This window comes from Pseudomonas sp. TUM25319, assembly GCF_056388475.1.
In genome coordinates, this window is sequence record NZ_CM150751.1 from 4226463 (window position 1) to 4249613 (window position 23151).

Consider the following 23151-nt stretch of genomic DNA (forward strand, 5'->3'; position numbering starts at 1 on the left):
GCAAAGGCTGGAGTTAAAGCAGTAGCTCCAGCCGGAAATAGATCGGGGCTTCCCGCTCGGTGATGACGTCGGGGCGCTCGAGGGAATGGGCGAAGGTGACACTGGCGTTCAAGTGCTGGCCACGGGCGAACAGTTCCAGCGAGTTGCTGGAAACGCGGCCGTGCTGGTCGTCGTTGAAACGGTCACCGCGAATCACGCCCTGGTCGTAGCCGACACTGACACCGTATTCGCCCAGCACCGGGCGCAGCCATTCGGCTTGCACCGGGCGGCTCCAGCGCAGGTCGTTGCGCCAGTAGCCGCCGCTGTCGCCGGTGAGGGACTGGTCCTTGTAGCCGCGGACCGAAGACAAACCGCCAAGGCTCATGCGCTGCGGACTGTAGAGCGGGTCTTCGCTGCGCTGGCCGGTCATCAGGCTGCTGAAGGTGAACGACTCGCTGCCCAGCCGGAACGGCTGCAGGTAGCTGAGGGTCGCGGTGTATTTGCGGTAGCGGGCATCCGGGTCGCTGGCGCGTTCGGTGCGACCGGACTGCGCATCGAAAGCGCCGATGCCTTGCTGCAGGCCCAGGTCCAGGTTGACGAAGGCACCGCCGATCCGCCGGCCATGGTTGATGCCGAACTGCGCTTCGCTCAGGCGATTGCTGCTGTTGGCCAGCTTGCTGTCTTCGATGTAGTTGTTGGAACGCAGGTAGGCGAGCCCGGAATTGAGCGAGGTCTTGGACAGGTTGTCGCGATGGACGACACGCTCTACCCGCAACTGGTGGTTCTGGGTGTCGCCGGTCTGCTTGAAGCTGAAGCCGTTGGCCTGGGCCCGGGAGCGGTAAGCACTCTGGCTGTAGGAGTAGCTGACGTTCCACCAGCCAAACGGCAGGTTGTAGAACAGCATCTCGCTGTGCGAGGTGCGCTGGTGGTCGCTGACGGCATCGCGGCCGCCGCGCAACATCAGTTGGTCTGCCAGGCCCAGCGGGCTGTCCCACTCCAGGCTGCTGCCCCACTGCTGCTCACCGGTAGCGCGCTGCCCGTCGTTGTTACGCGACAGGCTGGCGCGCCAGGGCTTTCGCGGAGTGTTGCCGACTTCCACGGTGCTGCCACCCACATTGCTGCCAGGTACCAGTTCCATCTTTGCCTGGTTGGAGGGCAAGCGGTTCAACTGATCGACCATCTGCTCGATATCGCGCAGATTGAGCAGCGCGCCGACCTCACCGGGAAAGGTCATGGCCAGTTCCCGCGCAGTGAGCCCACTGTCCTGGGCGCTCTTGAGCCCTTCCAGTCGCCCCTCCACCACCTGTATTTCCAGATGACGGCTGCTCAGGTCTTGCTGAGGCAAGTAAGCACGGCTAGTCACCAGACCAAGGGCCAAGTAATGATCGGTTATGGCCTTGAGCAGCGCGTTGAGCTGCTGCACGCCGAGGCATTGGCCGATATAAGGCTGCGCCAGGCGCTCGCGGTCCGCCGTAGAAAGGCGGTCGGCGCCCTTGATCTCGATGGTGTCGATGGGGAAGCAGCGGGTGTCTTCAGCGGATGTCGGGGTTTGCGGCGTGACCGGATTGCCCGGCAACTCGCGGAGTTCATCAAGACGGCGCTGTTGCTCCTGCAACAGGCGATTCTGACGATCGCGGATCATGTCCTGCTCACCCGGGGTCACCGCCAGCGCTGGAGCAATGGCGCCCAGACACGCAGCCACAAGGCACAACCTCATCGCGAGGTGGTGGACAGTCATCATCCCGAATCCCTGGTCAATATCAATAGGCCATCATTGGCGGGCGCGATGATAGATGAGCAGGAAAAGTGACGTCAATACGATGGCATCGAACCAATGTCCACGACCAAGGCACCGCCTCATGCAATTGCCCTGACCCTGTACGCCAGAGAAACCCTCACTCCCCCCGCAACTCCCGATACCGCCGCAGCACCTGCGGCACATACCGCTGCGTCTCGGCAAACGGCGGTATCACCCGCCCCCGGCTCAGCACCGCTTCGGGCCCTGCGTTGTACGCCGCCACGGCCAGGGCCACGTCGTTGTCGAACAGTTTCATCATTCGCTTGAGGTAGCGCGCCCCGCCGTCGAGGTTGGCCGCAGGATCAAGCGCATTGGTAACGCCCAACTCCTTCGCTGTCTCCGGCATCAATTGCATCAGGCCCATGGCCCCGGAACCCGAGCGGGCGTTGGCGTCGTAGCGGGATTCGGCGTGGACCACGGCGTGCAGCAGCGCTTCTGGCAGGCCGTTGGCCCTGGCCGCTGCCGCAATCAGCTCGGCGTAGGGTTTGCCGGTCACCAGTTCCGGGCGGCTCGTCGCCACGCTGGCCACGCCGGGTTCGGCGATCACCCGCTGATAGTGCCGCCCCGGTCGGTGGACGTTGGAGAGGACGTAGCTGCCATTGGCGTCGACGGAGACGTACACATCGGCCTGGGCCGGGTTCAGGGTGGCCAACCAGGCCAGTAGTGCGGTGGTCAGGATGCGCATGCTCGCCTCCTCCCGGTTTTCCCCAACAAGTGGGGGTTATGCCCCGATCGGGGCGGGCTCGGAGGGGATGACGCAAGCACTGTGCCGCCCCGCCGGCCGCGCCGCCACGGGCCCCGGCGCAGACGCGCACGGGCTTTGCATGAGCGCTATCCACACGCTCTGGAGGAGGCCCCGCCATGAACCGACAACGTCGCACGCAACACGGCTTTACCCTGCTGGAACTGCTGGTGGTGCTGGTGGTACTCGGCCTGCTGGCCGGGATCGTCGCACCACGCTATTTCAGCCAGTTAGGCCGCTCCGAGGCGAAGGTGGCCCGGGCGCAGATCGAGGGCCTGTCCAAGGCGCTGGATTTGTACCGGCTGGAAATCGGCCGCTATCCGTCCTCGGAACAGGGACTGCAGGCGCTGGTCAGCGCCCCCAGCGACGAGGCACGCTGGTCCGGCCCTTACCTGCAGAAGAAAGTCCCCGATGACCCGTGGGGCCACGCCTACCTCTACCGCTACCCCGGCGAGAACGGCGAGTACGACCTGTTCTCCCTGGGCAAGGACGGCCAGCCCGGCGGCGACGGCGAAAACGCCGAAATCACCAACTGGAACTAGGTGACCACTATGCGCTTTCGTCTCAAGGCCCTGGGCAAGACCGGGGTAGTCGCCCTGGACATCGACGCTGCGGACCTCGCCCAGGCCCGCGAACAGGCCGAGCGCCAGGGGTTGCGGGTGCTCAGTGCGCGCAGCAGCGCGCACTTCGTGCGGTTGCGCCGCCCCCGCCGGGAAACCTTCGACCTGCTGCTGTTCAGCCAGGAGCTGGGCACCCTGCTCGATGCCGGCCTGCCGCTGATCGACGCCCTGCAGAGCCTGGCAGAGAAGGAAAACGCGCCCCAGGCCCGCAAGACCCTCGATGCGCTGGTGCGCCTGCTGTACGAAGGCAAGTCGTATTCCCAGGCGCTGGCCCAGTTACCGGCCGTGTTTCCGACGCTGTACGTGGCGCTGGTGCAGTCCAGCGAGAAGACCGGTGCCCTGGCCGATGCCCTGCGCCGGTATGTCGGCTATCGCCAGCGGCTGGATGAAGTCCGGCAGAAGATCGTCAGCGCTTCGATCTACCCGCTGCTGCTGTTGCTGGTGGGCGGCGGCGTGGTGCTGTTTTTGCTGGCGTATGTGGTGCCGCGCTTCAGCCTGGTGTTCGAGGGGCTGGGCAGCAACCTGCCGTGGCTGTCGCAGCTATTGATGGATGCCGGGCTGTTTCTGCAGCGCCACCAGAGCACCCTGCTCGCCGGCAGCGCCGGGCTGTGCCTTGCCCTGGCACTGCTGCAACGCCGACCGTCGGTGCGCCGCTGGCTGGGTCGCCAGCTGCAGCGCCTGCCTGCCCTGCACCGGCGGCTGGTGATGTACGAACTGGCGCGGTTCTATCGCTCGCTGGGGATCCTGCTGCAAGGCGGCATTCCGATCCTGACGGCCATGGGCATGGCCCGCGGCCTGCTCGGCAGCAGCGCCGCGACACGCCTGGACCGCGCCTGCGAGCGGGTGCGTGAAGGCGTCTCGCTGTCGGCGGCGCTGGAGGCAAGCGAATTGGTGACGCCGGTATCGCTGCGCCTGCTGCGGGCGGGCGAGCAATCCGGCAATGTCGGCCAGATGATGGAGCGCAGCGCCGATTTCTACGATGCCGAGATCGGTCGCTGGATCGAGTGGTTCGTGCGCCTGTTCGAACCCTTGCTGATGACCTTCATCGGCCTGCTGATCGGGCTGATCGTGATCCTGATGTACATGCCGATCTTCGAACTGGCGTCGAGCATCCACTGATGGCGTACTGATATTTTTGTCAATTTCGCCTTGGCTGCGGCTCTGCTCAAATGACGTCATCGGTTCAACTGATCCTTGAGGAACGGAGCCGGCGACATGAGCAAGATGGAGCCTATCGAGCAGTTCATTCTGAAGGCCCTCGGCGCCAAAGCGCATGTGGACCCCAGGCAAATCGAACGATCCGCCACCTTTGTCGAAGACCTGAACCTGGCGTCGCTGGAGGCGCTGGAGGTACTGATGGCGATCGAGGACCGGTTCACGATCGACATCCCCGATGAGGACAGCTGTCGCTTCGCCACGGTGGGCGAACTGATCGATGATGTCGCCGTACGCATCGAAAAGGCCGGACAGGCGCGGCCGCCTGCCCGACCGGAGCCTCTGCCCACCCATGGTTCAGGACAGCCACCGGCCAGCACCCTCGGCGCGGTTCGGTCGCAGGTATTCGCCATCATTCACAGCGTCCTCGGTCTGGACCCGGAACAGCTCAGCGAGACCCTGTCGTTTCGTCACAATCTCGCGACCACTTCGCTGGAGCGCCTGGAGATCCTGCACGCCGTGGAAAAAGCCTTTGACCTTGAACTGCCGGGACCGGAGCAACGGCCATTCACGACACTCGGCTCAGTGATCAATTACGTGATCGCCTGCCAGGCCGGAGACCTGGGGCGGACCTGATATTTTTGTCAGTTTCGCCAGACCGCAAAGGCTGATGGAATGAGATGGCCCTCGCTGGAGCGGGGATCAACAGAGGATGACGAACATGAATGTCGAATCGGGTGTGAAAGAAGCAATTATCCAGCGGCTCGGATGTGAAGCGACCGCCGTCAGAAGAGAAGCATCGCTCACAGATGACTTGTGTGCAGACTCACTCGACCTGGTGGAGTTGACCGCACTCCTCGAGGAGAAATTCAGCATCGTGATCCCTGAAAGCCAGGCTGACAAGCTGGGTACGGTCGGCCATCTGATCGATTACATCACCAGCGTAAAGCGCCGATAACCCGCTCAATAGTCATACCGATCCACCGCCCGCCGCCGCTCGTTGTCGTCGCGCATGTCGTAGTTGGCGGTGGTCTGGATGTTGCTGTGGTGCGCCAGTTTCTGCGCGATGGACAGGTCGTGCTCTTCGATCACCCGCGTAATGAACGACCGGCGAAAGTCATGGGGCATGATCTTCACCCCCACCTGCTGGCCGCGCTGGCGGGCGATGTAATAGATGGCGTGCTTGGTGATGCGCTCGCGGGTGATGTGGCTGCCGCGACGGATGCGGTTGAACAGGAAGCTGTCGTCGGCCTGCCCCGCCGGCAACTGTTCACGACGAAACGCCAGCCAGGCGCCGAGCTTTTCGAAGGCCCAGACCGGGGCGTACTTGATCAGTTGCTTGTTGCCCTTGCCCAGCACGCTCAGGCTGCGCTCGGCGAAGTCCACCTGGGCGAGGTCGAGGTTGACCGATTCGGACTTGCGCATGCCGGTGCCGTACAGCAGCGCGATCACCGCGGCGTCGCGCAGGCCCTGGGGGCGCGGGTCGGCGGCGCAGACGTCCATCAGTTCGCGGATCAGCGTGCGCTTGAGGTTGCGCCCCACCGGCAGGCGCGTGCCCTGCATGGCCTTCACTTCGCGGATGCGCAACAACCGCTCCTGATCGATCAGCCCAAGGCGCCAGGCCTCGTTCATCACCCCGCGAATGGCGTTGACGTACAGCGACGAACTGTTGGGCGCGTAACCGTCACTGCGCAGGGCCGCCACCAGATCGGTGATGTCGGCGGGATCGAGCTGATACCAGGGCACGTCGAGGATGTCGGTCTCGTCGAAACCGAGGCGGTCGGCGGCGTCCTGCAGGACGTACTTCATGGTCAACTGGCTGGAAGGCGCCAGTCGGGCGAGGTATTGCTGAAGCGGATTGGGCTGTGACTCGGGCAAACCGTGGGGTTCCTCGACGGCGATGACGGATCGAAGGCGCGCAGGATGAACGAGCCCACCCGCCTCGGCAACTCCTTTCGCCGAACGGCGTGCCACCGTTCAGGGTCTACAGTTGCCGGATGACTCCCCGACCGCGAGGCCCCATGGCACTGCACAAACTGGCCCACACTCACCCACGCCTGATCGCCGCAAGCCTGCTGGGCGTTCTCGGCGGCCTGTTCATTCCCGCTGGCGACACCGTGCAGCAGGTGCTGGCCGGCTGGAACGTCGCCGCCTGGGTCTACCTGGCACTGATCCTTCATCTCACCCTCGGGGCGAACGCCGACACGGTGCGGCGAACCGCCGATGCCGAGGACGAGAATGCCGCGCTGGTGCTGTTCGTGGTCAGCATCGCCGCCGTGGCCAGCCTTGCCGCCGTGACGCTGCAACTGGCCGGCAGCCGGGAACTGCACGGCAGCGCCCTGCTGCTGCACTACGCCTACACCGGCCTGACGGTGGCCGGCTCGTGGCTGCTGATCGGGACCATTTTCAGCCTGCATTACGCCCGCCTCTTCTATACCAACGACGGCCACGAGCCGTTGCTGCGCTTCCCCGATGAAGAGCGCCATCCCGATTACTGGGACTTCCACTACTTTTCCTTCACCCTCAGCGTTGCGGTACAGACTTCGGATGTGGGCGTGGCCGGCCGGGAAATGCGCCGGGTGGTGCTGGCCCACTCGCTGATCGGCTTCCTGTTCAACACGGCGATTCTCGGGTTCACCGTGAATATCGCCGCCGGCCTGTTGAGTTGAAGGCGCCACCCGTCGGAAACCCTTGAACGACGCTGGGGCAGCGCGCCTCGACGGATGCGTGGCAAAGCAGCGCGGAAAACGTTTGCGCCAGCAAGGGGGATGGACCGGAATGTGACAGCCATCATGGAACGGGGAAAACAACCGGGAATTATTCCCGTTCACGCGCATCATTGCTGCTATGGTTAGTCTCTGGCCGCGAAAGGCCAGTCATTTCGGGGTGTCATTCAGGGTTATCGGTCCAGCGATACAAGGAGGCCTGCATGAACAAATTCACTTTTCCCGGCGCCTGCCAGATGATGCGCTGGCATTTTCACCCCCTGGGCTTCGAAGCCAGCATGGACGCGCCGCGCAGCATGGTAGCCCGCCTGTTCGACCGCGCCACTGGTGAAACCCTGCTGGCCATTGCCGGCATCCCCTGCTCCACCGTCATGGCCGCCCACGATGTGGAGCGGATCATCGAAGCGGTGGAAGACGAACTCGCCGCCTTCCAGCCGTCCTGCGCCCTGCAGCGCACCGCCTGAACCTCAGACGCGGGCCTGCGCTGCCGTCACCCTTTCGATATCGATCAGAAAACGCTCGGCCGGCACGGGCTGGCCGAGCAGATAGCCCTGTAGCGAATCGCAGCCCAGCCGGGTCAGGAAATCCTGCTGCCGATCGGTTTCAACCCCTTCGGCCACTATCCGCAAGCCCAGCGCCTGCCCCAGCGCCACGATGGCTGAGACGATCGCGGCGTCATCGCTGTCCTGTTCCAGATCGCGGACGAAGCCGCGGTCGATCTTCAGTTCGTTGGCCGGCAGGCGCTTGAGGTACATCAGGCTCGAATAACCGGTGCCGAAATCGTCTATGGACAGGTCCACGCCCATGTCCGACAGCCGCTGCAACACGCAGAGGCTGGCGTCGGCATCGCGCATCGCGGTGGTTTCGGTGATCTCCAGGGTCAGGTTGTTGGGCGTCAGGCCATTGCGCGCCAACGCGGCAGCCACGCTGTCCACCAGCCCCGCGTGACAGAACTGGATCGCCGAGAGGTTTACCGCGATCCGCCAGTCGCCATAGCCCTGATCGACCCACTCGCGCATCTGCCGGCAGGCTTCTTCCAGAACCCATTCGCCGATGGGAATGATCAGACCGGTCTTTTCCGCGAGGGTGATGAAACGATCCGGCAGCAGCAGGCCCAGGGTCGGGTGTTCCCAGCGCACCAGCGCCTCGGCCCCGATCGCATGACGGCCAACGGCGTCGAACTTGGGCTGGTAGTACAGGCGGAACTGCTTTTCTTCCACGGCGGTGCGCAGGTCCTGCAGCAGTTGCAATTGCAGGCGGGCGTTGCTGTTCATCGACACGTCGAAGAAGCTGTAGCCGTTCTTGCCGGCGCTCTTGGCGTGGTACATGGCGGCGTCGGCATTACGCAGCAGTTCGTGCTGGTCGCTGCCGTTGCCCGGGTACAGGACAATGCCGATGCTGGCGGAAATCTGCAGGCTCTGCTCGGCCACGCGGAACGCCCGGGACACCAGATTGACCTGCTTGGCGGCGACGTTGACCGCGTCGTCCGGATCTTCCAGCTCCACCAACAGGACGAATTCGTCGCCGCCGATCCGCGCCAGGGTGTCCTGGCTGTGCAGATGCCCGCGCAGGCGCAAGGCCACTTCCTTGAGCAACTGGTCGCCTGTGTGGTGACCGAAGGCGTCGTTTACCGGCTTGAAGCCATCCAGATCGATGAACATCAGCGCAAAGCAGCCACCATGCTCGGCGACCTTGCTCATCGCCTGGTCGATACGATCGGCCAGCAGTGTGCGGTTGGGCAGCCCGGTCAGGGTGTCGTGCAGGGCCAGTTGGGTCAGTTCCTGGTTGGCCAGGGTCAGCGAGCGCGCCAGCTCGGCGGTGCGGGCTTCCAGGCGGGCATCGAGCACCGAGGTCAACAGGGCCACCGACAACACCGCCAGGGTGGTGATCAGCACCAGGTAATCGAGGCCGTCGCCGCTCAGGCCGGTGTCGAAGGCGCCACAGAAACTGCCATCGGGGAAATTCGCCGCCGCCATGCCGGTGTAGTGCATGCCAACGATCGCGACGCCCATCAGCACCGCCGCGCCGCCGCGAATCTGTCGCACATAGGGCGTGCTGCGGCGCAGGCGGAAGGCAATCCACAGCGCCGCCATCGAGGCCCCGACCGCAATCAGCAGCGACAGGCCGAACAGCAGTGGGTCGTATTGGATGCCCGGCTGCATGCGCATCGCCGCCATCCCGGTGTAGTGCATGCAACTTATGCCCGCGCCCATGATTCCCGCGCCCAGCAACAGCATGCGCAGCGGCAGGCTGCGCTGGCTCACCAGCCACAGGGCGAAGCCCGAGGACAGCACCGCAACCACCAGCGACAGTACCGTCAGGGTGACGTCGTAGCCCAACTGGATCGGCAGGCTGAACGCCAGCATGCCGATGAAATGCATCGACCAGATCCCCATGCCCATGGCCAATGCGCCGCCGCTCATCCACAGGTACGCGGCCCGTCCCTTGGCCGTGGCCAGGCGTCCGGTAAGGTCGAGTGCGGTGTAGGAGGCAAGGATCGCCACACAGAGGGAGATCACGACCAGAGAAGGTGAGTAACTGCCGATCAAGATAAGGACTTCCAGGGAGGAAAATGGTGAGGCAATTTGCCAGCCCATAAAAGCCGATGATTGTACTCAAGCTTTGGCGAAACGCACGGAGTTTCAGCCGGTTGGCGGGGGGATTTACACAGGGTGTGAGGTTGGCGAGGGCCAGCCGGATTCCACGTCGTCGGTTACAGGTGCCAGTCGGGAGTTGGTCTGCGCCCTTGAGATCGAGCGCCGCCCGCGCGGCGCATCGCTGGCAAAGCCAGCTCCCACATTGTCTGCAAGGCCATGGTTGATCGCCTTGTGTGTACGGCACACTATCGAGTCGAGCCCAACAGCCTCCCCGCAACAGATCGCCAAGCATCAAAGGCTGGCAACTCAAATCTCACAGGCCATGGCGCGTTGCAAAAAATGTGGGAGCTGGCTTTGCCAGCGATGCGCCGCACGGGCGGCGCTCGATCTTGAAAACACAGCACAACCTGCGGCGAGCACCTGAACTTTCACGGAGGACTGAGCTTTCCATCCCACCCGCCACCCAGTGCGGCAATCAGTTGCACGCTGGCCACCAGCCGGCCCTGCAGCAAGGTTAGGGCGCTGCGTTCGTTGCTCAGGGCGGTGGTCTGCACGTTGACCACGTCCAGGTAGCCGATCAGCCCGGCCTTGTACTGGTTCTCGGTCAGGCGCAGGGACTCGCGGGCCGACTCCAGCGCCTCCTGGCGCACCACGGCCTCGTCGGCGTAGACCTGGAGCTGCACCAGGTAGTTTTCCACTTCGCGGAAACCATCCAGCACGGTCTGCCGGTACTGCGCCACGGTCTGGTCGTAGACGGCCACGGTACGATCGACTTCCGCCGAGCGTTTGCCGGCGTCGAACAGGGTCATGGCCAGGCTCGGTCCCACCGACCAGAAGCGGTTGGGCAGGCTGATCCAGTTGCTGAAGCTGCTACTGCTGTAGCCGCCGCTCAGGCTCAGGCTCAGGTCCGGGAAGTACGCCGCCCGCGCCACACCGATACTGGCGTTGGCCGACATCACCTTGCGCTCGGCCGAGGCGATGTCCGGACGCCGCTCCAGCAACTGCGACGGCAAGGCCAGCGGAATCTGCGGCAAGGCCGGGATATCGGTGGTCGGCGCCAGGGCGAACTCCGCCGGCAGCTTGCCGAGCAACACGGCAATGGCGTTTTCCAGTTGCGCACGCTGCCAGACCAGGTCCACCAGGTCAGCCTGGGTGCTCTTGAGCTGGGTGGTGGCCTGGGCAACCGCGTCCTTGCCGGAAACGCCCGCCTTGTACTGGTTCAGGGTCATGGTCAGCGAACGCTGGTACGCCGCAAGGGTCGCTTCCAGCAGACGCTTCTGCTCGTCGATCACCCGCAGTTGCAGGTAGTTCTGTACCAGCTCCGACTGCAGGCTCAGGCGGATCGCCGCCATGTCCGCAAAGCTCGCCTCGGCGCTGGCTTCATTGGCATTGAGCCCTTCACGCAACTTGCCCCACAGGTCCACTTCCCAACTCACGCCCAGTTGGGTGCTGTAGGTGTCGCGGATGCCGCTGCTGTTGTTGCTCAGGCTCGAACTGCTGCTGCCGGTGCCCTGGCTGGAGCGGGTCTTGCCCGCGCTCAGGTCGAGGCTGGGGAACAGCGAGGCGCGGGCGCTGCGGACCAGGGTCTGGGCCTGGCGGTACTGGGCCTCGTACTGGCGCACGGTCTGGTTGCCAGCGTTGAGCTGCTCCACCAGGGCGTTGAGCTGCGCGTCGCCGTACAGCTCCCACCAGGCGCCACGGGCCAGGGCGTCGGACGGGTTGGCCTGGGTCCAGCCTTCGGCGTACTTGAACGGCGCCGCAGTGTTCATGTCCGGGCGCTGGTAGTCGGGGCTCAGGGTGCAGGCACTGAGCATCGCCACGCTGAGGCCGGCCGCCAGCAGGCGCGAACCGCGGGCACCGAGCAGTCGCAGCAGCGAAGAATCGGAGAGAAAGACACGTTGGCTCATAGCGGGGTATCCAGGGCAGCGTCGGTGCGCACGCCACGCCAGCGGTTGAAGCGATGGCGCGCGCGATCCAGGTAGAGGTAGACCACCGGAGTGGTGTAAAGCGTGAGCACCTGGCTGAAGACCAGGCCGCCGATGATGGTCAGACCCAGCGGCTGGCGCATTTCCGAGCCCTCGGCGTTGCCCAGCAGCAACGGCAAGGCACCGAGAATGGCCGCCAGCGTGGTCATCAGGATCGGCCGCAGGCGCAGCAGGCAGGCACGACGGATCGACTCTTCGGGACCCAGGCCCTCGTGACGCTCCAGTTGCAGCGCCAGATCGATCATCAGGATGGCGTTCTTCTTCACCACGCCGATCAGCAGGAACAGCCCCAGCAGCGAGATCAGGCTGAACTCGCCACCGGTCACGTACAGCGTGAGCAAGGCCCCTACCCCGGCCGACGGCAGGGTCGACAGGATGGTCAGCGGGTGAATGTAGCTTTCGTAGAGGATGCCCAGCACCAGGTACACCAGCACCAGGGCGCCGAGGATCATCAGCGGCTGGCCTTCCTGAGTCTTGGCGAAGGCGTTGGCGGTGCCGCCGAGCTTGGCGATCACCGACTCGGGCAGACCGACCTTGGCCACCGCCCTTTCCAGCGCCGCCAGAGCCTGGTCGGGGCTGTAGCCCTCGGCGACGTCGAAGGAGATGTCTTCGGAGGCGAACTGGCCCTCGTGGCTGACGCGGTCGTTGGCCAGGCTGTTCTCGTAATGGGCGATGGTGGACAGCGGCACCCGCGCCCCGTCGGCGGTGATCACCTCGACCTGTTCCAGGGTGCTCGGATCCTGGGCGTACCTGGGGTTGATCTCCATCACCACCTGGTACTGGTTGAGGCTGTCGTAGATGGTGGAGATCTGCCGCTGACTGTAGGCGTTGTTGAGCACGGCGGTGACCATGCTCATGTCGATGCCCAGGCGCTTGGCCTGGTCGCGGTCCACCACCAGGGTCACCTGCTGGGTGCCGCTGCCGTCGCGGGCGTCGATGGCGGTCAGCTCAGGCAATGCGCGCACCGCTGCCACCACTTTCGGGTACCAGGTGCGCAGCGCCTGGAGGTCGCCGCTCTGCAGGGTGTAGAGGTACTGCGAGGTGGTCTGGTCGCGACCGCCACCGCCCAGTTGCAGGTCCTGGTCGGCCATCAGGAACAAGCGGCCACCAGGCACCAGCGGCATGTTCTTGCGCAGCCGCTCGATGACCTTCTGCGCGTCCAGCTTGCGCTCGGCAATCGGTTTCAGGCGCACCAGCACCATGGCGTTGTTGGTTCCGCTGTTGCCGCCGATGAAGCCGGCCACGCTTTCCACCGCCGGGTCCGCCAGCAAGGCGCGGCGGTAGATTTCCATTTTCGGCTGCATGACGCTGAACGACAGCCCGTCGTCGCCCCGGATAAAGCCCTGCAGCTGGCCGGTGTCCTGCTGCGGCATGAGGGTCTTGGGCACCACCACGTACAGGGCGATATTGACGCCGATGGCCAGCAGCAGGCTGAACAGGGTCAGCTTGCGATGGTTCAGGGCCCAGCCCAGGGTGCGGTCGTAGCCCGCCACCATGCGCTGGTTCAGGCGCTCGCTCCAGCGTTGCAGGCGGGTCTGGCCCGAATCGTGAGCCTGTGGCTTGAGCCAGCGGGCGCAGAGCATCGGGGTCAGGGTCAGGGACACCAGCAGCGAAACAATGATCGCCGCCGCCAGGGTGATGGAAAATTCGCGGAACAGCGCGTTGACGATGCCGCCCATGAACAGGATGGAAACGAACACCGCCACCAGCGACACGTTCATCGACAACAGGGTGAAGCCCACTTCCTTGGCGCCGAGATAGGCCGCGCGCATCGGCGGCTGGCCGTCCTCGATATGCCGGGAGATGTTCTCCAGCACCACGATGGCGTCATCCACCACCAGCCCGGTGGCCAGGATCAGCGCCATCAGCGACAGGTTGTTGAGGGAAAACCCGCACAGGTACATGACCGCGAAGGTGCCCACCAGCGACACCGGCACCGCCAGGGTCGGGATCAGCGAGGCGCGGAAGTTGCCAAGGAACAGGTAGACCACCAGGATCACCAGCACCACCGCGATCAGCAGGGTGTGCTCGGCTTCCTTGAGGGTCGCCTTGATCACCGGCGAGCGGTCCATGGCGATGTTCAGGGTGACATTGGCCGGCAACAGCGACTGCAGGGCCGGCAATTGCGCCTTGATCTGCTCCACGGTCTCGATGATGTTGGCACCGGCCTGGCGGTTGATGACCAGCAGTACGGCCTCGTCGTCGTTGAAGAAGCCGCTGTTGTAGCGGTTCTCCACGCCATCGGTGACCTTCGCCACGTCACTCAGGCGCAATACCGAACCGTCCTGGTAGCGGATCACCAGCGGCTCGTAGTCCTTGGCCTTCTCCAACTGGTCGTTGGCGCGCACCTGCCAGTTGCGCCCGGCGTCCTCGACGAAGCCCATGGGCCGGCGCTGGTTGGCCGCCGACACGGTCTCGCGCACGTCATCCAGGGAAAGCCCGTACTGGGCGAGCCGCCTGGGTTCCAGTTCGATGCGCACCGCCGGCAGCGAACTGCCGCCGATCTGCACCTCGCCCACGCCGGACACCTGAGACAGGCTCTGGGACAGGATGGTGGACGCCAGATCATAGAGCTGGCCTTTCTGCAACACCTCGGAGGTGAGCGACAGCACCATGATCGGTGCCTGGGACGGGTTGATCTTCTTGTAGGTAGGCATGCTGCGCATACCGCTGGGCAGCAGGTTGCGCGCCGCATTGATGGCGGCCTGCACTTCCCGCGCCGCGCCGTCGATGTCGCGGCCAAGGTCGAAGCCGAGGATCACCCGGGTCGAGCCCTGGTTGGAACTGCTGGTGAGGGTGGTGACCCCGGCGATGGCACCGAGCTTGCGCTCCAGCGGCGTGGCCACGGTGGAGGCCATGACCTCGGGGCTGGCCCCGGCCAGGTTGGCCGAGACCACGATCACCGGGAAGTCCATCTTCGGCAGCGGCGCCACCGGCAGAAGGCCGAAGCTGACGCCCCCCAGCAGCAGGATCGCCAGGCTCAGCAGCATGGTCGCCACCGGGCGACGGATGAATGGGCCGGACAGGTTCAAGGGCAGCTCCAGGTGACAGGCTGCAAGCGGCAAGCGGCGTTGAGCAGGCGGCTCATACCGGTTCCTCCTGCGGGTTCTGTTCGGGCTTGAAGCGGCGCGCCAGGCGATCGAAGTACAGGTAGATCACCGGCGTGGTGAACAGCGTCAGCACCTGGCTGACCAGCAGCCCGCCGACCATCACCAGGCCCAGCGGCTGGCGCAGTTCGGCACCGGAACCGGTGGCGAGCATCAACGGCACCGCGCCAAACAGTGCAGCGAGGGTGGTCATCAGGATCGGCCGGAAACGCAGCAGCGCGGCCTGGTAGATCGCGGTCTGCGGGTCCATGCCCTGATGCCGCTCCGCCTCGAGGGCGAAGTCGATCATCATGATCGCGTTCTTCTTGACGATACCGATCAGCAGGATGATGCCGATGATGGCGATCATGCCCAGGTCGTTGCCGGTGAGGATCAGCGCCAGCAAGGCCCCCACCGCCGCCGACGGCAGCGTGGAAAGGATGGTGACCGGGTGGATGTAACTCTCGTAGAGCACGCCAAGCACGATATACATGGTCACCACGGCGGCAAGGATCAGCAGCAGCGTGCTCGACAGCGACGCCTGGAAGGCCTCCGCCGCGCCCTGGAAGCGGGTCTGCACGCCCAGCGGCATGCCGATATCCTTCTGCACCTGCTCGATCAGTTCCACCGCATGCCCCAGGGACACGCCCTCGGCCAGGTTGAACGACATCATCACCGCCGGGAACTGGCCGATATGGGCAATGGCCAGTTGCGCCTGGCGCTCTTCGATACGGGCCAGGCTGGACAGCCGTACCTGGACGCCGCCGGTGGTCTTGACGTAGATCTGCTCCAGCACTTTCGGCCCGATGCTCGACGCCGCCTCGGCCTGCAGCACCACGCGATACTGGCTGGCCTGGGTATAGATGGTAGAAATCTGCCGCTGGCCGAAGGCGTCGTACAGGGCGTTGGTGATTTCCGAGACGGTCACGCCCAGACGGCTGGCGGCGTCGCGGTCGATCACCAGGAACACCTGCAGGCCCTTGTCCTGCAGGTCGCTGGCGACGTCGGTGAGTTCCGGGTACTGGCGCAGGGTCTGCACCAGCCTGTCGCTCCACTCGGCGAGCATGTCGGCGTCCGGCGAGGACAGGCTGAACTGGTACTGGGTCCGGCTGACCCGGTCTTCGATGCTCAGGTCTTGCACCGGCTGCATGAAAAGGCGAATGCCGCTCAGGCGATCCAGTTGCGGTTGCAGGCGGGCAATCACCTGGGCTGCGGTGACGTCACGCTCGCCATGGGGCTTGAGGTTGATCAGCATGCGGCCGCTGTTGAGGGTGGCGTTGTCACCGTCGACACCGATATAGGACGACAGGCTGTCCACTGCCGGATCTTCCAGCACCCGTGCCGCCAGTTCCTGTTGGCGCTGGCTCATGGCGGCGAACGACACCGACTGCGGCGCTTCGGAGATGCCCTGGATCACGCCGGTGTCCTGCACCGGGAAGAAGCCCTTGGGAACGACCAGATACAGCAGCACGGTGAGGCCCAGCGTGGCCACCGCCACCAGCAGGGTCAGCGGCTGGTGCCGCAGCACCCACTGCAAACCGCGGCCGTAGTGCTCGATCATCCAGTCGATCCAGGCACCGCTGGCGCGGTAGAAACGGCCCTGTTCCTCTTCCTTCGGTTCGCGCTTGAGCAGCCGCGCGCACATCATTGGCGTGAGGGTCAGGGACACGACCAGGGAAATCAGGATCGCCACCGCCAGGGTGATGGCGAACTCGCGGAACAGCCGCCCTACCACATCGGCCATGAACAGCAGCGGGATCAGCACCGCGATCAGCGAGAAGGTCAGCGAGATCAGGGTGAAGCCGATCTGCCTGGCGCCCTTGAGTGCGGCGTTGAGCGGCGTCTCGCCTTCCTCGATATGCCGGGCGATGTTCTCCAGCATGACGATGGCATCGTCCACCACGAAGCCGGTGGCGATGGTCAGGGCCATCAGGGTCAGGTTGTTGATGGAGAACCCGGCCAGGTACATCACGCCGAAGGTGCCGATCAGCGACAGCGGCACGGCCACCGAAGGGATGATGGTGGCGCTGACCCGGCGCAGGAACAGGAAGGTGACCATGACCACCAGGGCGATGGCGATCAGCAGCTCATGCTGCACGTCCTTGACCGAGGCGCGGATGGTCTGGGTACGGTCGGTGAGCACCACCACGTCGAGACCGGCCGGCAGGTTGTCGGTGATGGACGGCAGCATCTGCTTGATCCGGTCCACCACCTCGATGACGTTGGCCCCTGGCTGGCGCTGGATGTTCAGCAGCACGGCCTGGTTTTGGTTGGCCCAAGCCGCGAGGCGCTCGTTCTCGGCGCCGTCGACGATCTCGGCGACGTCCTTCAGGCGCAGCGGCGCACCGTTGTTGTAGGCCAGGATGAGGTTGGCGTATTCCTCCGGGGAACGCAGCTGGTCGTTGGCATCGAGCATCGACACCCGGGTCGGGCCGTCGAAGTTGCCCTTGGGCTGGTTGACGTTGGACGCGCCGATCAGGGTGCGCACGTCAGCCAGGTTCAGCCCCGCCGAAGCCAGCGCCTCGGGATTGACCTTGATCCGCACCGCCTGGCGCTGGCCACCGGCGATACTGACCATGCCGACGCCGCTGATCTGCGCGATCTTCTGCGCCATGCGGGTGTCCACCAGGTCGTTGAGCTTGGGCAACGGCAGGGTCTTCGAGGAAATCGCCAGGGTCAGCACCGGGGTGTCCGCCGGGTTGACCTTGTTGTACACCGGCGGTGCCGGCAGGTCGCTGGGCAGCAGGTTGCTGGCCGCGTTGATCGCCGCCTGCACCTGTTGCTCGGCGACGTCCATGTTCATTTCCAGGCTGAAGCGCAGGGTCAGCACCGACGCGCCGCCGGAGCTGGTGGAAGCCATCTGGGTCAGGCCCGGCATCTGTCCGAACTGGCGCTCCAGCGGCGCGGTCACGGCGCTGGTCATCACCTGCGGGCTGGCGCCGGGGTACAGGGTCATGACCCGGATGGTCGGGTAATCGACCTGGGGCAAGGCCGCCACGGGCAGCAGCTTGTAGGCGATCAGGCCGGCCAGGACGATGGCCAGCATGCTCAGGGTCGTGGCGACCGGGCGAAGGATGAACAGCCGCGACAGATTCATGCGCCGGCCTTGCTGTGGCGGCCCTGCGGCTCAGGCGTGGCGGAGGCCTCGTTCTTGTCCTGGCCTTGCAGGTGCTGGCCGGGGGTGGTCGGAACCTGGGTGGCGTCGTCCACCACTTCCACCAGGGTGCCGTCACGCAGGCGATCGGTGCCTTCCAGAACGATGCGCTCGCCCTTGGCCAGGCCTTCCTTGATCACCGTACGCTCACCGTCGCTGGCCCCCAGTTTCAGCGTGCGGATGTGCACCTTGTTCTCGGCGTCCACCACATAGACGAAGGTGCCGTTGGTGCCGAACTGGATCGCCGCCGCCGGGGCGGTGATCACGTCCTTGAGGGTGTCGGCGAGCAGGCGCACGTTGACGAACTGGTTGGGGAACAGTGCTTCGTCCTTGTTTTCGAAGCGGCCCTTGAATTTCAGGGTGCCGGTGGTGGTGTCGATCTGGTTGTCGATGCTGCCCAGCACGCCGGTGGCCTGCTGGCGGGTATCGCCGCGGTCCCAGGCTTCCACCGGCAGCGCATCACCGGTGCGCACGCGGGCGAGCACAGTGTCGAGGTCGGTTTCCGGCAGGGTGAAGGCTACGGTGATCGGCTGGGTCTGGGTGATCACCACCAGCGCGGTGGTGTCATTGGCGGCCACCAGGTTGCCGAGGTCGAGCTGGCGCAGGCCAAGACGGCCGGTGATCGGCGCGCGGATTTTCGTGAAATCGAGGTTCAGCCTGGCGTCGTTGACCGCAGCCTGGTTGGTCTTGATGGTGCCTTCGTACTGCGCCACCAGCGCGGCCTGGGTATCGAGGGTCTGCTTGGCGATGCTGTCTTCGGCGTACAGGCCCTTGTAGCGCGCCAGGTCGATCTGGGCGTTCTTCAGTTGGGCCTGGTTCTGCGCCAGGGTGCCTTCGGCCTGCTGCAGGGCGATCTGGTAGCTGCGCGGGTCGATCTCGGCGAGCAGGTCGCCGGCCTTGACCTGCTGGCCCTCGCGGAAGTGGATCTTGACCAGCTCACCCGCCACGCGGCTGCGCACGTTGACCGTGTTGGTCGCCGTCACAGTGCCCAGGGCCTTGTAGTAGACCGGGAAATCACCCGTTTGCGCCGGTGCCACCCGCACCGGCACGCTGGCCGTGTTGCTGCCGAAGCCCGGACGCCCCGGCCCGCCCAGCATGCCACCGGCGCCACGCCGGCCGCCGCCGTTGGCGGCCGGCGCATCGCCCTTGGCCGGCGCCTTGGAGGTGCTCGACGCAGGCCACAACCACCAGCACAGGACGGCGACCAGCAACAGAATCAACAGGCTGAACAGCCAGCGGCGGGAAGAACGGGAGGAAGATTGCATGGGTTGATCGACCATATCTGCGCGGAAACTTTGAAGGAGGCTGAACGATAAGCACTTGAGAACGTTTAGCAAAGTGCATTTACCGGCAATTTACTGAATGCTGACGATGCCAAGTTTCTGAACCCTAATGAAAAAGCTGCAAGCTGCAAGCTGCAAGCTTCAAGCCTCAAGAAAATGCTCGCCAGCGCCGCTCCGGCTTGCGGCTTGCGGCTTGCGGCTTGCGGCTTGCGGCTTGCGGCTTGCGGCTTGCGGCTCGAAAAACGGAAAAGCTTCAAGCTTCAAGCTACAAGCCACAAGAAAAAGCCTGCCAGCGCCGCTCCTGCTTTTACTTGCAGCTTGCGGCTTACAGCTTGCAGCTCGAAAAAGCCCGCCAACGCCGCTCCTGCTTTTACTTGCGGCTTACAGCTTGCAACTTGCAGCTCAAAAAAAAACGGCCTGGACTAAGCCAGGCCGTTTCAAGGTGTTGCCAGATTGCCTTACTTCAGCACAGCCAGCGCCGCCTCGTAGTTCGGCTCTTCGGCGATTTCGCCAACCAGCTCGCTGTGCAGGACCTTGTCGTTTTCGTCCAGCACTACCACGGCGCGGGCAGCCAGGCCGGCCAGCGGGCCGTCGGCGATGGCAACGCCGTAGGCTTCCAGGAATTCGCGGCCACGCAGGGTCGACAGGTTCTTCACGTTTTCCAGACCTTCGGCACCGCAGAAACGCGCCTGGGCGAACGGCAGGTCAGCGGAGATGCACAGCACCACGGTGTTGGCAACGTCGTTGGCCTGGGCGTTGAACTTGCGCACGGAGGTGGCGCAGGTCGGGGTGTCGACGCTCGGGAAGATGTTCAGCACTTTGCGCTTGCCGGCGAAGTCGTTCAGCGACTTGTCGGCCAGGCCTTCGCCAACCAGCGAAAACGCCGGTGCCTGGGCGCCGGCTTTCGGCAGCTCGCCCCTGACCTGAACCGGGTTGCCTTTGAGAGTCACTTGAGCCATGAACGGAATCCTTATGCGGGAGGATGAAAAGGACCCTGAGTTAAGCACGAAAGTGAGTTTCCACCTATGGGGGAATGCAAATTGTTGAATTGTCGGACGTTTTTTGTGGACAATCTGACCACACAAAACCCGACAACTCACTCGAATCCCTATAGAAGCTGGCACGCCAGCACCAAGGCGTCAGCTCAAGGAATCAGCGAATACACCACTGACGACAAGGCCACCAGCCCCACCAGCGTCACGAAGACGTTGGACAGCGCACCGCGGTACTTGCGCATTGCCGGCACGCGGCGGATCGCGTACATCGGCATCAGGAACAGGATCGCCGCGATCACCGGGCCGCCCATGGCTTCGATCATGCCGAGGATGCTCGGGTTGAGGGTGGCGACGATCCAGCACACCACCAGCATCAGCGCTGCGGTCACGCGGTCGAGGGTCTTGGCCTGGGGACGCTTTCCTGTCTTGAGGATGATGCCCTTGAGACCCTCACTGGCACCGATGTAGTGGCCGAGGAACGACTTGGCGATGGCGACGAAGGCGATGATCGGCGCAGCAAAGGCGATGGTCGGGTTGCTGAAATGGTTGGCCAGGTAAGACAGGATCGACAGGTTCTGCGCCTTGGCCTCGGCCAGCTGTGCCGGGTTCAGGGTCAGTACGCAGCTGAAGACGAAGAACATTACCATCGCCACCATCAGCAGGTGAGCGCGGGCGAGGATCTGGCCGCTGCGCTGGTCGGCATGCTCGCCGTAGCGGCGCTTCTGGTCGACGGCGAACGCCGAGATGATCGGCGAGTGGTTGAACGAGAACACCATCACCGGGATCGCCAGCCACAGGGTGTGCAGGAAGGCGCTGGCGCCGGGGAACTCACTGGCAGTCGTGAGGATGCCGCCGTTCCAGTGCGGAACCAGGAACACCGCGAGAAACGCCAGGGCGACGATGAACGGATAGACCAGCAGGCTCATGGCCTTGACCGTGGCCTGCTCGCCACAGCGCACGATCGCCAGCAGGCCGAGGATCAGCACGAAGGACAACAGCGCCCGCGGTGGCGGCTGGATGTGCAACTGGTGCTCGAGGAAGCTGCCGACGGTGTTGGTCAGTGCCACGCTGTAGATCAGCAGGATCGGGAAGATCGCCAGGAAGTACAGGACGGTGATCATGGCCCCGGCGCTCAGACCGAAGTGCTCTTCCACCACTTCGGTGATATCACCCTCGCCACGCCCGGACAAGACGAAGCGGGTCAGGCCGCGGTGGGCGTAATAGGTCATCGGAAACGCCAGCAGCGCCAGGATCAGCAGCGGCCAGAAGCCGCCAAGGCCGGCGTTGATCGGCAGGAACAGCGTGCCGGCGCCGATGGCGGTGCCGAACAGGCCGAGCATCCAGGTGGTGTCTTGACGGGCCCAGCTACCGAGGGTGGCTGGGGTCGATTCGAAGCGTTGTTCAACGCTCGGGGCCTGCTCATTCATTCCGGGTGCAACTCCACACGCAAGACAGCAACAGCACCGGAAGTGGCGAAACAGACGCTTGCGCGCACCCCGGCCATCAAAGAGGGGCGCGATTGTGCGCTGAAAGGTTGCACTTGCAAAGCCCTGTCCGAGGAATGGTTGCACCTTTGCGGTGCACCGACAGGTCGAAAATCGAGGGAGGTGTCGATGGCCCTGTCGCCGGCAAGCCGGCGACAGGGCCTCAGGCGATCAATGCACTGCGGCAAACGCCTCGGCCACCTGCTGCAGGTTGTCCGGACGCAGGCCCGACATGCACACCCGGCCGCTGTCGATCAGGTAGACACCGAACTCGTCACGCAGGCGACGCACCTGGGCCACGCTGAAGCCGGTGTAGCTGAACATACCGCGCTGGCTGAGGAAGAACGAGAAGTCCTTGCCCGGCAACAGCACGGCCAGGGCGTCCACCAGGCCCTGGCGCATCTCGAGGATGCGCAGGCGCATCTGCTCCACTTCCGCCGCCCACTGGGCATTCAGGCCGGCGTCGTTGAGCACGGTGGCAACCAGTTGCGCACCGAACGCGGGCGGGCTGGAGTAGTTGCGACGCACAGTGGCCTTCAACTGGCCGAGCACGCTTTGCATGGTGTCGGCATCGTCGCAGACCACCGACAGGCCGCCAACCCGCTCGCCATACAGCGAGAAGATCTTCGAGAACGAGTTGCTCACCAGGCACGGTACGCCGGCACGGGCGGCTTCGCGGATGGCGAACACGTCCTGCTCCAGGCCTTCGCCGAAGCCCTGGTAGGCGATGTCGAGGAACGGGATCAGGTTGCGTGCCTTGACCACCTCGATCACCTGTTGCCATTGCGCCGGGTTCAGGTCGGCACCGGTGGGGTTGTGGCAGCACGGGTGCAGCAGGACGATGCTGTTGGCCGGCAGGGTCTGCAGGGCCGCCAGCATGCCGTCGAAGTTGACGCCACGGGTGGCCTGGTCGAAGTACGGGTAGCTGTGGACCTTGAAGCCGGCGCCTTCGAAGATGGCACGGTGGTTGTCCCAGGTCGGATCGCTGACCCACACCTGCGACTCGGGGAAGTAGCGTTTGAGGAAGTCGGCACCGACCTTCAGCGCGCCGGAGCCGCCGACGGTCTGCACGGTGGCCACGCGGCCGCCGCTCACCGCCGGGTGATCGGCGCCGAACAGCAGGTTCTGGATCGCCTGGCGGTAGCCGGCCAGGCCTTCCATCGGCAGGTACAGCGAGGCTTCGTGGGGCTTGTCGGCCAGGCGCTGCTCGGCCTCGCCCACTGCAGCCAGTTGCGGCACCACGCCAGCGGCGTCGTAATACAGGCCGATGCTCAGGTTGACCTTGTTGGCCCGGGGATCGGTCTTGAAGGTCTCCATCAGCGAGAGGATGGGGTCGCCGGCGTAGGCATCGACATGTTTGAACACAGCGCAAAACTCCTTGGGGCAGGATGAATCGAACAAAGTGCGTCGAGGATACCCGGACTGCGTGCCAAGGAACATGCCCCCGGTGCAACCGTTCAGTGCATGGCTGCTTCGTCCCGCCTGGCACGCAGGCACATGTATTCGACAGGCAGAGGCAAGACGCCCCTCGCACAACCGGGTAAAGT

17 protein-coding genes are annotated in these 23151 nt (G+C 64.6%); 6 read left to right on the forward strand and 11 right to left on the reverse strand.

What is annotated here, in order from left to right:
- Positions 1-13: 13 nt before the first annotated feature.
- Both AC05QJ_RS19440 and AC05QJ_RS19445 read right to left on the reverse strand, forming a co-directional pair.
- Positions 14-1717, reverse strand: a complete 1704-nt coding sequence (locus tag AC05QJ_RS19440; protein ID WP_476742914.1) for a ShlB/FhaC/HecB family hemolysin secretion/activation protein — start codon at positions 1715-1717, stop codon at positions 14-16.
- A 157-nt stretch (positions 1718-1874) separates the two neighbouring features.
- Positions 1875-2462, reverse strand: a complete 588-nt coding sequence (locus tag AC05QJ_RS19445; RefSeq protein WP_476742915.1) for a transglycosylase SLT domain-containing protein — start codon at positions 2460-2462, stop codon at positions 1875-1877.
- A 176-nt stretch (positions 2463-2638) separates the two neighbouring features.
- Here AC05QJ_RS19445 and gspG point away from each other — a divergent pair, with 176 nt between their 5' ends.
- The 4 genes from gspG (at position 2639) to acpP (ending at position 5252) form a co-directional block, all read left to right on the forward strand.
- Complete coding sequence (gene gspG / locus AC05QJ_RS19450; protein WP_476742916.1) at positions 2639-3061, forward strand: type II secretion system major pseudopilin GspG; 423 nt, start codon at positions 2639-2641, stop codon at positions 3059-3061.
- Between the two features lie 9 nt (positions 3062-3070).
- Positions 3071-4258, forward strand: coding sequence for a type II secretion system F family protein (locus tag AC05QJ_RS19455; RefSeq protein WP_476742917.1), 1188 nt, complete (start codon positions 3071-3073; stop codon positions 4256-4258).
- 96 nt (positions 4259-4354) lie between these two features.
- Entirely contained in the window at positions 4355-4930 is a 576-nt protein-coding gene (locus AC05QJ_RS19460; RefSeq protein WP_476742918.1) for a phosphopantetheine-binding protein, read from the forward strand.
- 85 nt (positions 4931-5015) lie between these two features.
- Positions 5016-5252, forward strand: coding sequence for an acyl carrier protein (gene acpP, locus AC05QJ_RS19465; protein ID WP_476742919.1), 237 nt, complete (start codon positions 5016-5018; stop codon positions 5250-5252).
- A 5-nt stretch (positions 5253-5257) separates the two neighbouring features.
- Here acpP and AC05QJ_RS19470 read toward each other — a convergent pair whose 3' ends face one another.
- Positions 5258-6103 (reverse strand): site-specific integrase, encoded by an 846-nt coding sequence (locus AC05QJ_RS19470; RefSeq protein ID WP_476747968.1) that lies wholly within the window; start codon positions 6101-6103, stop codon positions 5258-5260.
- Between the two features lie 212 nt (positions 6104-6315).
- Between AC05QJ_RS19470 and AC05QJ_RS19475 the strand changes: the two genes are divergently transcribed.
- Together AC05QJ_RS19475 and AC05QJ_RS19480 are read left to right on the forward strand one after the other, a co-directional pair.
- On the forward strand, positions 6316-6963 hold the full coding sequence (locus tag AC05QJ_RS19475) for a DUF1345 domain-containing protein (protein WP_476742920.1): 648 nt from the start codon (positions 6316-6318) through the stop codon (positions 6961-6963).
- Between the two features lie 260 nt (positions 6964-7223).
- Complete coding sequence (locus AC05QJ_RS19480) at positions 7224-7484, forward strand: DUF1652 domain-containing protein (protein WP_476742921.1); 261 nt, start codon at positions 7224-7226, stop codon at positions 7482-7484.
- A 3-nt stretch (positions 7485-7487) separates the two neighbouring features.
- On the opposite strand, the gene AC05QJ_RS19485 is transcribed toward AC05QJ_RS19480, so the two are convergent.
- The 8 genes from AC05QJ_RS19485 to AC05QJ_RS19520 form a co-directional block, all read right to left on the reverse strand.
- Entirely contained in the window at positions 7488-9572 is a 2085-nt protein-coding gene (locus tag AC05QJ_RS19485) for a putative bifunctional diguanylate cyclase/phosphodiesterase (RefSeq protein WP_476747969.1), read from the reverse strand.
- Positions 9573-10045: 473 nt separating this feature from the next.
- Positions 10046-11524 carry an efflux transporter outer membrane subunit gene (locus AC05QJ_RS19490; protein ID WP_476742922.1) on the reverse strand — a complete coding sequence of 493 codons (1479 nt, stop codon included), beginning with the start codon at positions 11522-11524 and terminating at the stop codon, positions 10046-10048.
- Entirely contained in the window at positions 11521-14634 is a 3114-nt protein-coding gene (locus tag AC05QJ_RS19495; RefSeq protein WP_476742923.1) for an efflux RND transporter permease subunit, read from the reverse strand. The genes AC05QJ_RS19490 and AC05QJ_RS19495 overlap by 4 nt, the downstream gene beginning before the upstream one ends.
- Positions 14635-14686: 52 nt before the next feature.
- Positions 14687-17785 (reverse strand): MdtB/MuxB family multidrug efflux RND transporter permease subunit, encoded by a 3099-nt coding sequence (locus AC05QJ_RS19500; RefSeq protein WP_476742924.1) that lies wholly within the window; start codon positions 17783-17785, stop codon positions 14687-14689.
- Positions 17782-19107 (reverse strand): MdtA/MuxA family multidrug efflux RND transporter periplasmic adaptor subunit, encoded by a 1326-nt coding sequence (locus AC05QJ_RS19505; RefSeq protein ID WP_476742925.1) that lies wholly within the window; start codon positions 19105-19107, stop codon positions 17782-17784. The genes AC05QJ_RS19500 and AC05QJ_RS19505 overlap by 4 nt, the downstream gene beginning before the upstream one ends.
- Before the next feature lie 476 nt (positions 19108-19583).
- On the reverse strand, positions 19584-20084 hold the full coding sequence (gene tpx / locus AC05QJ_RS19510; RefSeq protein WP_476742926.1) for a thiol peroxidase: 501 nt from the start codon (positions 20082-20084) through the stop codon (positions 19584-19586).
- Positions 20085-20269: 185 nt separating this feature from the next.
- Positions 20270-21547: a serine/threonine transporter gene (locus AC05QJ_RS19515; protein WP_476742927.1), complete on the reverse strand. Its 1278-nt coding sequence runs from the start codon at positions 21545-21547 to the stop codon at positions 20270-20272.
- Between the two features lie 228 nt (positions 21548-21775).
- Positions 21776-22969: an amino acid aminotransferase gene (locus tag AC05QJ_RS19520; protein WP_476742928.1), complete on the reverse strand. Its 1194-nt coding sequence runs from the start codon at positions 22967-22969 to the stop codon at positions 21776-21778.
- Between the last annotated feature and the right edge of the window lie 182 nt (positions 22970-23151).

What these genes read in the sequence shown, in the direction of transcription:
- AC05QJ_RS19455 (WP_476742917.1), top strand. Translation starts at nt 3,071, where the DNA reads ATGCGCTTTCGTCTCAAGGCCCTGGGCAAGACCGGGGTAGTCGCCCTG.
- AC05QJ_RS19440 (WP_476742914.1), bottom strand. Translation starts at nt 1,717, where the DNA reads ATGACTGTCCACCACCTCGCGATGAGGTTGTGCCTTGTGGCTGCGTGT.
- AC05QJ_RS19500 (WP_476742924.1), bottom strand. Translation starts at nt 17,785, where the DNA reads ATGAATCTGTCGCGGCTGTTCATCCTTCGCCCGGTCGCCACGACCCTG.
- AC05QJ_RS19470 (WP_476747968.1), bottom strand. Translation starts at nt 6,103, where the DNA reads ATGAAGTACGTCCTGCAGGACGCCGCCGACCGCCTCGGTTTCGACGAG.
- AC05QJ_RS19475 (WP_476742920.1), top strand. Translation starts at nt 6,316, where the DNA reads ATGGCACTGCACAAACTGGCCCACACTCACCCACGCCTGATCGCCGCA.
- AC05QJ_RS19515 (WP_476742927.1), bottom strand. Translation starts at nt 21,547, where the DNA reads ATGAATGAGCAGGCCCCGAGCGTTGAACAACGCTTCGAATCGACCCCA.
- AC05QJ_RS19490 (WP_476742922.1), bottom strand. Translation starts at nt 11,524, where the DNA reads ATGAGCCAACGTGTCTTTCTCTCCGATTCTTCGCTGCTGCGACTGCTC.
- AC05QJ_RS19460 (WP_476742918.1), top strand. Translation starts at nt 4,355, where the DNA reads ATGAGCAAGATGGAGCCTATCGAGCAGTTCATTCTGAAGGCCCTCGGC.
- acpP (WP_476742919.1), top strand. Translation starts at nt 5,016, where the DNA reads ATGAATGTCGAATCGGGTGTGAAAGAAGCAATTATCCAGCGGCTCGGA.
- tpx (WP_476742926.1), bottom strand. Translation starts at nt 20,084, where the DNA reads ATGGCTCAAGTGACTCTCAAAGGCAACCCGGTTCAGGTCAGGGGCGAG.
- AC05QJ_RS19480 (WP_476742921.1), top strand. Translation starts at nt 7,224, where the DNA reads ATGAACAAATTCACTTTTCCCGGCGCCTGCCAGATGATGCGCTGGCAT.
- AC05QJ_RS19445 (WP_476742915.1), bottom strand. Translation starts at nt 2,462, where the DNA reads ATGCGCATCCTGACCACCGCACTACTGGCCTGGTTGGCCACCCTGAAC.
- gspG (WP_476742916.1), top strand. Translation starts at nt 2,639, where the DNA reads ATGAACCGACAACGTCGCACGCAACACGGCTTTACCCTGCTGGAACTG.
- AC05QJ_RS19505 (WP_476742925.1), bottom strand. Translation starts at nt 19,107, where the DNA reads ATGCAATCTTCCTCCCGTTCTTCCCGCCGCTGGCTGTTCAGCCTGTTG.